This window comes from Bacillus sp. Xin1, assembly GCF_013314535.1.
Classification (GTDB): Bacteria; Bacillota; Bacilli; order Bacillales; family Bacillaceae_G; genus Bacillus_A.
In genome coordinates this window covers 17,714-29,349 of sequence record NZ_JABUAE010000001.1, presented here as the reverse complement: position 1 = coordinate 29,349, position 11,636 = coordinate 17,714, and the positions used below count along the sequence as shown (strand labels likewise).

The 11,636-nt window shown below is 34.4% G+C and carries 14 protein-coding genes, 2 pseudogenes and 1 other annotated feature; of the genes and pseudogenes, 3 read left to right on the top strand and 13 right to left on the bottom strand.

Annotated elements, in window-relative coordinates; genetic code table 11:
* Positions 1–38 precede the first annotated feature (38 nt).
* Positions 39–206 (bottom strand): annotated as a pseudogene (locus HRG09_RS00160) (sigma-70 family RNA polymerase sigma factor); the annotation flags it as partial.
* A 192-nt stretch (positions 207–398) separates the two neighbouring features.
* Between HRG09_RS00160 and HRG09_RS00155 the strand changes: the two are divergent.
* Entirely contained in the window at positions 399–902 is a 504-nt protein-coding gene (locus tag HRG09_RS00155; RefSeq protein ID WP_174098799.1) for a DinB family protein, read from the top strand.
* Positions 903–967: 65 nt separating this feature from the next.
* Here the strand turns inward: HRG09_RS00155 and HRG09_RS00150 are convergent, their stop codons facing one another.
* The 9 genes and pseudogenes from HRG09_RS00150 to HRG09_RS00115 all read right to left on the bottom strand — a co-directional run bounded on the left by HRG09_RS00150 (position 968) and on the right by HRG09_RS00115 (position 7,119).
* Positions 968–1,660: an ABC transporter permease gene (locus HRG09_RS00150; protein WP_174098798.1), complete on the bottom strand. Its 693-nt coding sequence runs from the start codon at positions 1,658–1,660 to the stop codon at positions 968–970.
* Between the two features lie 53 nt (positions 1,661–1,713).
* Entirely contained in the window at positions 1,714–2,070 is a 357-nt protein-coding gene (locus HRG09_RS00145) for a hypothetical protein (protein WP_174098797.1), read from the bottom strand.
* 23 nt (positions 2,071–2,093) lie between these two features.
* Positions 2,094–2,962: pseudogene (locus HRG09_RS00140) on the bottom strand (DUF4097 family beta strand repeat-containing protein).
* Between the two features lie 55 nt (positions 2,963–3,017).
* Complete coding sequence (locus HRG09_RS00135) at positions 3,018–3,722, bottom strand: ABC transporter permease (protein ID WP_174098796.1); 705 nt, start codon at positions 3,720–3,722, stop codon at positions 3,018–3,020.
* A gap of 48 nt (positions 3,723–3,770) precedes the next feature.
* Entirely contained in the window at positions 3,771–4,046 is a 276-nt protein-coding gene (locus HRG09_RS28695) for a hypothetical protein (protein WP_254610002.1), read from the bottom strand.
* A gap of 125 nt (positions 4,047–4,171) precedes the next feature.
* Positions 4,172–4,408, bottom strand: a complete 237-nt coding sequence (locus tag HRG09_RS28690; protein WP_254610001.1) for a hypothetical protein — start codon at positions 4,406–4,408, stop codon at positions 4,172–4,174.
* A gap of 33 nt (positions 4,409–4,441) precedes the next feature.
* Entirely contained in the window at positions 4,442–5,365 is a 924-nt protein-coding gene (locus tag HRG09_RS00125) for an ABC transporter ATP-binding protein (RefSeq protein WP_174098795.1), read from the bottom strand.
* Between the two features lie 124 nt (positions 5,366–5,489).
* Entirely contained in the window at positions 5,490–6,425 is a 936-nt protein-coding gene (locus HRG09_RS00120) for a HAMP domain-containing histidine kinase (protein WP_174098794.1), read from the bottom strand.
* A gap of 1 nt (position 6,426) precedes the next feature.
* On the bottom strand, positions 6,427–7,119 hold the full coding sequence (locus tag HRG09_RS00115; protein ID WP_174098793.1) for a response regulator transcription factor: 693 nt from the start codon (positions 7,117–7,119) through the stop codon (positions 6,427–6,429).
* A gap of 170 nt (positions 7,120–7,289) precedes the next feature.
* Here HRG09_RS00115 and HRG09_RS00110 point away from each other — a divergent pair, with 170 nt between their 5' ends.
* Together HRG09_RS00110 and HRG09_RS00105 are read left to right on the top strand one after the other, a co-directional pair.
* A complete protein-coding gene (locus HRG09_RS00110; RefSeq protein ID WP_098337984.1) occupies positions 7,290–7,463 on the top strand; it encodes a hypothetical protein in 174 nt (57 codons plus the stop codon).
* Positions 7,464–7,658 (top strand): YwbE family protein, encoded by a 195-nt coding sequence (locus HRG09_RS00105; protein WP_174098792.1) that lies wholly within the window; start codon positions 7,464–7,466, stop codon positions 7,656–7,658.
* A gap of 92 nt (positions 7,659–7,750) precedes the next feature.
* Here the strand turns inward: HRG09_RS00105 and HRG09_RS00100 are convergent, their stop codons facing one another.
* The 3 genes from HRG09_RS00100 to HRG09_RS00090 all read right to left on the bottom strand — a co-directional run bounded on the left by HRG09_RS00100 (position 7,751) and on the right by HRG09_RS00090 (position 11,597).
* Positions 7,751–8,950: a class I SAM-dependent rRNA methyltransferase gene (locus HRG09_RS00100; protein WP_174098791.1), complete on the bottom strand. Its 1,200-nt coding sequence runs from the start codon at positions 8,948–8,950 to the stop codon at positions 7,751–7,753.
* Between the two features lie 141 nt (positions 8,951–9,091).
* A complete protein-coding gene (gene brnQ6 / locus HRG09_RS00095) occupies positions 9,092–10,417 on the bottom strand; it encodes a branched-chain amino acid transport system II carrier protein BrnQ6 (RefSeq protein ID WP_174098790.1) in 1,326 nt (441 codons plus the stop codon).
* 121 nt (positions 10,418–10,538) lie between these two features.
* Positions 10,539–10,790, bottom strand: a binding site (T-box leader).
* A 117-nt stretch (positions 10,791–10,907) separates the two neighbouring features.
* Positions 10,908–11,597 carry a 23S rRNA pseudouridine(2604) synthase RluF gene (locus HRG09_RS00090; protein ID WP_174098789.1) on the bottom strand — a complete coding sequence of 230 codons (690 nt, stop codon included), beginning with the start codon at positions 11,595–11,597 and terminating at the stop codon, positions 10,908–10,910.
* Positions 11,598–11,636 lie beyond the last annotated feature (39 nt).

Sequence of the window (11,636 nt, the reverse complement as noted above, 5' to 3'; positions counted from 1 at the left end):
TTAGAAGCCTTCGTTTTTTATTAGTGTGGCATAAAATTAATATATAAAATATCATCCACACATTCATCAACGAGTACTTTACTATACGATGTATCTAACACACTATGAACAACTTTATAAATTAAATCACCATATTGATCAATTGCTGCACGCAATGCAGTCATATCCTTTTTTCGCAACCCCTCTACTATTTCCAATTCTCGCATCCCTATCACCACTCTTTGTATCATTCTCTATTCACTTAATATACGAATTATCATGTTAGTTTTCTGACACATATATATAATTTTCCATATATATTCCATATTATATCAATGTAAATATACAAAATAAAAAGAGCAGGAAAAACCCCTTGTCTCACGAATTTACTCTATGAATATAACCATTGGGGGGATAACATGTATCAAACAATTGAGGGCTTTCTAACAACATGGAAATACGAGTCTGAGTCTACACAAAAGGTATTGGATGCATTAACGGATGAATCTTTATCACAAGAGATTGCACCTGGGCATTGGACTCTAGGAAGAGTGGCTTGGCATATCGTTACTGCAGTTCCTGTGATGCTATCAGGAACTGGTTTACAGTTTGAGGGGGAAACAAAAGATTATCCTGTTCCAACTTCTGCGAAGACGATTGCGGAAGGCTATCGTAAAGTAAATATGGATTTTGTGGAAGCACTTCAAACAGAGTGGACTGATAAGGATTTAACGACAATTAATGATTTCTTTGGGCGCCCCATGCCAAACTCTATCTTTTTAATGACTCTCATTAATCATCAAAATCATCACCGCGGTCAAATGACTGTCTTAATGCGTCAAGCTGGGTTACAGGTTCCTGGTATTTATGGACCTGCTAAGGAAGAATGGGCAGCTGCCGGGATGGAAGCTCCGAAAATGTAATAACGAAAAAAGACAAGGCGACTTGAGCACCTTGTCTTTTTCTGTAACTTGTTTCATGTGAAACTTTATAACGCATCTTCCTTCTCAATATTTCTAATTCCATAATAAGCAATTATAGTACCAATAGCCGCAAGTGCTAATTGAAGTGGTAGAAAAGTTGCTAATGAGAATTCTGGCTGACTTTGACATGCAATCATCACAACAAATAAGGAAGAAACAATTGTTGTTGGAACAGAGTATTTACGCATACCAAAATATAATGGAATTAACCCTGCTCCTGCAGCTGCAATAGCAAAAGGAATCACTTTTATACCTTCTTGAATCAACTCAGCTACCGTTATTGTATTCGGAATAACTAACATATAACTATTCAATGTAAAGAAGATACCTATTACAAAAATATTAGATAATAAAACTGTTACAAACGTTAGCATTGCTGTGATTAATAACTTACTAGCAATGATTTTTTTTCGATTAATTGGATACGAAAACATGAGTAATATTGTTTTGTTTTTATATTCTTCAATTACTAGTTTTGCAATTAATACTCCAGCAAAGACAATAAACGTTCCTCGCACCATTGCACTCGCCATTAAAAGAATTCCTTGAGGATTTCCTAGTTCTACATCCCCTTCAATCTGTGACATATAGCTTACAAAAAATAACATCGCAACCATCACTATATTTGCAATAACCGCACCTTTTATATACCACCCAAGCTTAAATTTCTTCATTTCTAGCTTTATAAGTTGCAACATTTTATCCCCCCTTAGTTCATCTATTTTATTTTTAAAAATCCACCGGTTTGATTTTATTGTTTATTCGTTGGTAATACTTTACGATAATTTCTCGATAAAAAATTCAAATAAATACAAAGATACTTCCAACTAAAATAGGCGATGCTTCCCACGATTCCACCTATGACCAGAGCATAAACCATGCTCCACTCCTGAGGGATTGATAAACCAGGACCAATATCCATTTGTACCCATGTAACTCCAAAGGAACGAATAATACCTGCAATTAATATAAGTACAGTACAAAAACCAAAACCGTACGCAATCGTTGCCAAAACTGGAACGACAATAACGCTTAGCAATCCCGTCGTACAGTAAAAGCCAAGCATAGCCAATACGTCACTGACGGAACGCGTTGATTTTTTCTGCATGATATATTCACCTCTTCTGATTATTATTTGATATATATAGTGCCTTTTTTGCTTAAAAGCTCCACCTTATTTGATGCATCACCAATTACACCTTCTTTTGTTTTTTCCGTATTCGTTCTTTTCTTAAATCCATTTAAACTCACTACTATGTCGGATGAGTCGCTGTTAGCAGCAAGCTGTAATGAAGTTGGAGCTTCTTTATAAGACACCCCAATATCTCCTGATTTTGTTTCTACAAATAATGACTTTCCTTCTATCGTCTCTGTAATCAATACTTCACCATCTGTCGAAGTAACTTTTGTCTTAGGGCTCCTTAATTTGTAAGGTAGTTATCACCAGTAGTAGAAGCTACAGATAGTTCCTGTAACGAACTATTTTTCAAACTTAGTTCCCCACTTTTTGATGTAAAATCACCTTTTTTTGCTGATAGCCCCTCAATCTTTTCAGCACCAGATTCGTTTGAAAATACAATATTTTTAGTTGTTACATCATTCATTTTTATATCACCAGAACTATTATTCAATGTAATCGTATCTACTCCATTTTTTGGGATGGAAATATAAATAGTACCTTTCTTTCCAAAACTGAATCCTCCCGCAAAACCTTCCTTTTGCTCTTTCTGATCCACGACAATTTTCTTTCCATCCTTTTTCATTGTTACAGGATCATTCTTCTTATCTTCCTGCTTTCCCTCAACTGCGATTGCTACTTTGTTTGATTCTACGCCTTTGATCGCAACATCCCAATTTTCGTTATTTATTTCTATTTCTTCTACGCTATCTACTATAAAAGAAGTTTCTTTTTCAAAACTCTTTGCCCCTACTTCCTTGAGACTAAAAACTACTCCTGCAACTAGAACTATTAAAATAGAAGCTAACATCGTTTTCTTCATTTTTTACTCCCCAGTTCATTTTAAATCTACATCTCATTCAAGATTGTATCTGTATTTAAGCCACATCCATTTTGTTCACTTTATGATAAGACAGATAGCCAATTGCAAGACCTAGTAGACAAAGCGCAATCGGTACTACAATGAAGTCAAACAAACTAATCTGTCCTCCCCCATTAGAAACAGTTGAGTTAATCAATAATCCAATCATTATAGACGAGGTAATCGTTGTAGGTGTTGATTTTTTTCTCATACCAAAATATAAAGGAATCAGACTTACTCCAGCCATCATAAATGCACTAATAAAGGTAGCTGGAATTGTAGCAATCATTTCATCCATAGCAACACGTGCTTCAAAGAATCCTATCATTGGATTTAAGAAGAATGTTAACATGCTAATAATAAAAGTAGAGATAACGATACTCCCAAAACAAAATCCAAAGACAATCGCTAACTTAGCTTGCATTAATTTTTTTCGTTGTAATGGATAGCTAAATAATAATTGCATCGTTTTATTTTTGTATTCATCAATAATTAAACGTGATAAAATAACAGCTGAAAAAATCATAAATGTTGTTCTAATAAAAATATTTGTTAAAGACATGAACCCTGCATAATCTGGAAACATCCTCTCACTCTCAACTTTAGAACCCCATGCCATGAGACCGACCGCAACAAAAATTGCTATAATGCAAATGGCTACTCCTTTAAAATAACGAGATAAGCGATGTTTTTTCCATTCTAATTTCATCAATTTAAGCATGGTGCTTCTCCCCCATCTACTACATTTTTTTGCTGTACTTGTTTGCTCTTATTTAAACAAATCCACTTGTTCGATTTTTCTTATGGTCATATAAGCAATAAATAGACCAACAAACGCTATCATGATAGGTATCACAATAAAGCTGAATAACGAAATTTCACCATTCAAACTAGAAGCAAATAAACACGTAATAATAATTGCAGATACAAATGTTGTCCGCACTGAGTACTTTTTCATTCCAAAGTAAAGTGGGATTAAACTGATTCCTGTTGATGCTAAAGCATTCACTAATAATTCCGCTGCGTTCTGAGTTAGAATTGCCATCGTTAATGGTTCCATGATTACTGGATGATATACATTTAAAATATAAACGAAACTAAACAAGATGATATCTGAAATTATTATTGCGCATAAAGTAAACAGAATGATGATAAGAATTTTTGCTACCATCATTTTTTTCGATTAATCGGATACATAAACATGACTGTTATCGTTTTATTTTGAAACTCTTGAATAATAAATTTCGTAATTAAACTTGCTCCGAAAATCATAAATACTCCTCTAGAAAAACGATCAATAAATTGAAAGGCACTATCATAGCTATCAAGTTCCCCATCAAAAATAATTACTGGAATAAATATAGAAACAATACATATTGCAATGAGTGCCCCTCTAATAGTCGGCACAATTTAAATTTCATAAGCTCAAGCCTCATTAAATTAAGCATGGATTCCCTCTCCATTTACAAGGTTTAAGAAGTACTCTTCTAATGAGCTTTGCTTTTTATTTATACTTTCAATTTCCACATCATCCATAATTAATGTTTTTGAAATCGTCTGCTGTGCCTCTGTCATTTCATACACACGAATGATATTTGCACTCATCATTTTGTAGTTTGTTATGCTAAGCTTATTTTCTAAAACGTAAGCTGCACGTTTCACGTCTTGAACGTGAATTTCAATATACTCCGTTTGCTTACCATTAATACTCTTCATGGAAACTTCTTTTATCAACTTTCCATTTTGAATCACACCAATCGTATCTGCCATTTGCTCCATTTCTCCTAAAATGTGACTAGAGACTAATAGAGTAATTCCGTATTCTTTACAAAGCATTTTAAATAGGTCACGCAATTCTCTAATGCCGATTGGATCTAGACCATTGATTGGTTCGTCTAAAATTAATAACTCGGGCTTTGTCAAAATCGCTCTAGCAATTCCTAACCTTTGTTTCATCCCTAGTGAAAAGTCTTTTACCTTTTTATTCTCCACATTGTGTAAATTAACAAGGTCTAATGCATGCTCAATTCCTTTCTTATCGTAGTAACCCATATATTCGCAATGGAGATTTAAATTTTCCTGAGCTGTTAATTTTTCATAAAAAATAGGATACTCAATAATCGTTCCCATGCGTTTTAACACTTCATAAGATGTATCTGTTAACTTCTCACCAAAAATTTCAATATCTCCGCTCGTTGGTTTTATTAAATTAGTAAGCATCTTCATAATCGTCGTTTTACCAGCACCATTTGGTCCTAAAAATCCATAAATCTCACCTTTTTTCACATGCATATTAACACCGGAAATTACTTCTTTTCCGTGAAACACTTTTGTTAACTGGTTTGTTTTTAATATATATTCCATACTGTTTTCCCCTTTCGTATTACCTTATATTTCTATCATAGTCAATGAAAGTCTCTTTTTTCTTACCCATTCCTTACAAATTCCTTACGTTCAAAAAAGCTTGTAGAATCACCGTTTCTACAAGCTAAAACTTCATTTTTTTCAGTACAATTGTAAATACCGTTTTCTCATATGGCTTACTAGAAAGATGAATTTCTCCCCCTAAAGCCTCTACAAGTCGCTTTGTAATTGTAAGTCCAAGGCCACTTCCTTGATACAATCGGTTCCTCGAATCTTCTAACGTGTACATCCGTTCAAATACTTTATCAATATGAGATTCATCAATTCCTTTTCCCCTGTCCCATACATCAACGTACACACAACTATCATCATCTCTTAATGTCATACCAAGTGTTCTACCATCATATCCATACGCAATCGCGTTTGATATTAAATTGTTTAGCACTCGTCCCAATACTTCAGCATTTCCAAGTGCGTATACATTTTTCTCCGGTATATCGATATGCACCTCAAATCCTTTCGTCGTCAATAAATCATAAAACGATAAAATTCGCTCTCGGCACACTTCATTCATGTTCACCTTTGTCATTTCGATTGCTTTATCCCCAGACTCTAATTTCGCCAAATCAAAGAACTTATGAATGAGTTCCATCACTTCTAATGTTTTTAAATGTACCTTTTCTAGCAAAATTTGTTGTTCTTCTTTATTTATCGTTTTATCCACATTTAACATTTCTGTATATCCAAGAATAACAGTAAGCGGTGTTTTTAAATCGTGTGAAATATTAGAAAGCATCTTTCTCATCGAAATCTCGACCTTCACATGATCAGCATTCGTTTTTTGTTTCGCATCTAATAAATGATTAATCGCTACTAATAACTTTTGCAGTTCTTTATCATCCGTCACAACTAATAATTTCTCACCCGTTTGCCGCTTTATAATATTCTCTAATTTTTCATATGTATAACGTACATTCGCACTCTTGCTTTTTCCTATTCTATATTGAAAATAAATTGCACCTAATAATATGAAAATAACAATCGTTAACAGAAAGATCATACTATATCACTTCCAGCTTATAGCCAATGCCCCATAGTGTTTTAATATACTTTGGATGAGATGGATCATCTTCAATCTTTTCACGCAACCTTCTCATATGAACATTAATTACATTATCATCACCATAATATTCTTCATTCCAAATCAAGTTATAAATTTGCGATTTTGTAAATACACGATTTTGATTTTTCACAAACAGTTTTAAAATCTCAAACTCTTTTAAAGTAAGTTTTAATTGTTTATCTTGTTTATGCACAGTAAAGTTAATTGGATCAATTTTCAAATCACCAATCTCAATAATTTCTTCTTTTTGCTGCGAATTTGAATATTTTGTTGATCTTCGAATACTAGCTTTAACTCTCGCTGCCAGCTCAATCATAGAAAATGGCTTACAAATATAGTCATCCGCTCCAAGCCCTAAACCAACCGCCTTATCAACATCCGTATCTTTCGCTGACATCATTAAAATTGGAACCGCACTTTTTTCGCGAATCATTCTGACGACCTCTAAACCATCTAACTTCGGCATCATAATATCAAGGATAATCAAATCAAATGAACCTTTAAAAAATGTGATAACTCCTTCTTCTCCGTCTGATGCGATTGTAACTTGAAAGCCTTCTTTTACTAAATATGTTTCAACCATCTCTTGAATTGAGACGTCATCTTCAACTAATAAAATATGATGTGACATATTTCCATCCCCTTTTTTACACTCATTAACATTTTCATTGTATCGTAACTACCGGAGACGGAAAAGAATTATATGAATTTTCAAACCAACTTCCTTTCCTCCTCCAACAATGATATGATAAAATTCACTACTAATATGTACAAATTCACTTTATATAAAGGAGACTTACCATGTCAGAAAATAAAAAAGTAAGCTTAGCTGATTTAATGCGCGAGCAACTTGCGAAGAAAAAGCAAGGAAATGGGAATGGCGCAAATGCGAAAAACCAAAGTCAAGCAACGAAAAAACTACAAAACCAACAAACGAAGAAAACAAACAATCAACGTAGACGTACAGGTGTGTAAATGAACGGGCAAAAACGAGTAAACATTTCACCAGGTCTTGAAGTTGATATTGTCTTAAAAAAAGATCAACGTACTGGTATACTCACTCGAGGAATTGTAAAAGACATTTTGACAAACTCACCGTCTCATCCGCACGGTATTAAAGTGCGATTGCAAGATGGACAAGTCGGTAGAGTACAGCATATTGTTCAATAAGAAAAGGAGCTCACTTTGAAATTGAGCTCCTTTTTTCTATCGTTTTTTGTCTGCAAGTAAATATCTAGTACATTTGCACTGATATATTATGATTATCCTTTAATTTTTTTGATGAAGACTACTTTTAAATAGTCGCCTTCTTTAAATTGATCAATTGTGCGGAAATCTTCCGGCAGTGAATGTTCTTCTAATATTTTATATTTCCCGTTCATTTCTTTAAATGCTGTGTCGATAAAGCCTTTAAATTTCTTCATATCAAATGTACTGCAATTTGTGGAAGCAACAATAATACCATTATCTTCTGTAATAGCGATTGTTTCTTTTAATAAGTTCTTATAATCTTTCGCTGCACTAAATGTATATTTTTTAGATCGTGCAAAGCTCGGAGGATCTAATACGACCATATCGAATTTCATTTGTTTCTTCGCTGCATATTTAAAGTAATGGAATACATCTTCTACGATAATATCTTGCGCTTCATAGTCGATGCCATTTACGTTAAATTGTTCAATTGTTTTACTTAAGCTACGGTTTGCAAGGTCAACACTAGTTGTTTTTGTTGCTCCGCCAAGTGCTGCAAACACAGAGAAAGCACCTGTGTAAGAAAACATATTTAACACTGTTTTCCCTTTCGCATACGTATCACGAATTTGTTTTCTAACGTTACGCTGATCTAAAAATACGCCGACCATTGCTCCGTCATTTAAATACACCGCAAAGTTTACACCGTTCTCTTTCACGATGATTGGGAACTCACCACGTTCTCCAGTTACAAAGTCATCTTCTTCAATATACTTTCCTTTTGTATCAAAACGCTTCTTCTGGTAGATTCCTTTAAAGTTTGCTACTTTTTGAAGAGCTCCAATGATCTCTTCTTTGAATGAATAGATTCCTTCGCTATACCAGTTTATTACATAAAAACCGTCATAATAATCAATGATTAAACCGCCAAGCCCATCACCTTCACCATTTACGACGCGGAATGCTGTTGTATCATTTGATTTATAAAAACTTTTTCTCTTATGTAACGCTGATTTTATTTTGCTTTCAAAAAAAGATTGGTCAATGTTCTCTTTTTCTTTTCTCGTTAAAATCCAGCCATATCCTTTATTTTGCTTTCCATAATAGCCTTTACCAAGAAATTGGTTCTTCTCATCAATAATTTTGATGATTGCCCCCTCTTCACGTATATCATTTAAGTTTTGAATCGCATCTTTTAAAATAAGTGGATAGCCACTTTTAATTTCTTTTATAAATTTCGGTTTTATCTTTACAGTTACTTCTGATCGCATGTAATGTCTTCCTTTCCATTTGAATGCTTTCTATCTAATAGGAAGCATTTAAAAAACGAGACCGAAAAAACAGCCTCGTTTCACTATACCATATTATTGCTTTGCGAGTACAACAAGCTCGTCACCTAGCGCAACTGTTAACTACTTCTCTACAACAACTTCTTGTTTCTGAAAAACAGAAACAACATATCCAGCAAACATACCGATCAATCCTGGAACGAGCCAGCCAATCCCTACACTATAAAATGGAACTTTTTCTAGAATCGGCGCTAATGTTGCAACTTGAATATGCGCATTATTTAAACCATCAAAGAAACTAATAACAAATGCTCCTACAATTCCGCCCACATACATCGCTAGTGGGATACGAATGTAATTTTCAATAAGTGATAATACGATTAATACGATTCCAATTGGATAGATTGCAATTAAAATTGGTAACGCTAATGCATTTAGTTGTGTTAAACCAAGGTTTGCTACCATAAATGCTAATGCGCAGAAGATGAAAACAACTTTTTGATACGAAAGCTTTGGTAGTAATACTGAGAAATACTCTCCACAAGCTGCGACGATTCCAACAGAAGTTGTTAAACATGCCGCTGCAATTGCTACGCCAAGTAATAGTGTACCGTAACTACCGAATAAATGATGTACAACGTTTGTTAAAATAACACCGCCGTTCTCTCCCATACCAAGCGATACACTAGAAGCTCCAAGATAAGCAAGTGCTAAGTAAATAATCAGTAAACCAAGCGCTGCAATAATCCCTGCAATTATTGTTACTTTCGCAATACTTTTCTTATTTGTAATTCCTTGTCCTTTTAAAGTATTAATAACTACATTTCCGAAAACAAGTGCTGCCAATCCATCTAATGTTAAATATCCATCAATAAATCCTTTAAAAAGCGGATCTTTATAATTTTCAGTTGGTGCACCAAACTCGCCTATTGGAGAAATTAATGCTTTCACTACAATCACTGCAATAATGGCTAATAAAATCGGCGTTAATACTTTCCCGATGCGCCCTACTAGTTTCGAAGGATTTAATGCTAGATAAAAAGTAACCGCAAAGAAAATAAACGTAAACATAACGAGTGGATATCCCGCACTAGCCACTGAACTTGGTAAAAATGGTGCAACGGCCATTTCATAAGCAACAGTTCCTGTACGGGGTACACTAACAAATACACCTAAGCATAAATAAATCGCAACGATGAAAACAAGTGCAAATAACGGATGAACACGACCTGCGAGTTTATTAATATCTCCTTTTAAAGCAATGGCGATAACTCCCAGTAAAGGCAGCCCTACACCTGTAATCACAAAACCAAACAATGCAATCCATACATCTGTTCCAGCACTTTGTCCTAATGCTGGCGGAAAAATCATATTACCTGCACCGAAGAATAACGCAAATAACATTAAACTTATCGCAAATATCTCAGATAATTTTAAAGATGATTTCATTTTTTCTCTACCTCCTAAAAAATCATTTAATAGACAAAATATTCAGAAATAAAAACTCGTTACATTTCCTCTTTCAATCCTACTTGCCCTATAAAAGAACGCAAAAAACACCCGTCCCTAACAAAGGGACGAGTGTTGAAATCGTGGTTCCACCCTTATTCTAATAAAATGAATGTATAACAAAATAAACTCATTTTATAGCTCGTGTAAATTGATAACGGTTTTATCCGCCAAGAATTACAATGCGTCATGCAGTTCACTCTTGAAGTTTAGAGGTGGTAAGTGTACCTTTTCGTATTAGGAAGCTCACAGCCTAAGGCTTCCCTCTCTGAAAATCGTAAAAAATAACTCATGTCCTCATCATTACTTTTTCAAAATATATTGTCGAATCTTGTTGTTTTTTATTATATGGGCTATTTTCAAAAAAATCAATAGTTATATTTTTTCTGACAAAAATAAAAAGGAGAAAAAGGACTAGCTCCTTCTCTCCCTATAACTGCCGCACTAGTTCTTGTAACTCTTGCTCTGTGACATTTCGCCACTTTCCAACTTCTAATCCATCAAGCTTAATATTCATAATTCGTACCCGTTGTAGCTTCGTTACCGTATATCCAAACGCCCTACTCATTCGGCGAATTTGCCGATTCATTCCTTGCGTTAACACAATTCGGAATGTAGAACCATCTACTCGCGTTACTTTACATGGCTTCGTCATCCCGTCTTTAATCTTCACGCCATGAGACATACTGTCAATAAACCAATCTGTAAAAGGCTTATCAACTGTTACAATATATTCTTTTTCGTGATCATGATCTCCGTGTAAAATTTGATTGGCAATCGCTCCATCGTTCGTTAACAAAATTAAACCTTCCGACGCTTTATCTAAACGACCAACAGGAAAGATTCTCTCCGGGTGCTTAATGTAATCAATAATGTTTCCTTCAATATGTTCCGCAGCCGTACAAGTAATCCCAACAGGTTTATGGAAGGCAATATAGATTTTTTCTTTATCCTCTTTTTCAATCGCTTTACCATCAATCGATACAATATCATCCGTCGTAACAATCATGCCATGTGTACAAATTTCACTGTTAATTGCCACGCGTCCTGCTTTAATGAGGCGATCTGTTTCTCGTCTTGAGCAGGATAATGTTTCGCTTATAAATTGGTTAATTTTCATCGTCTATTCCTTTTTCTATAGATTATCCAAAAAGAAAAA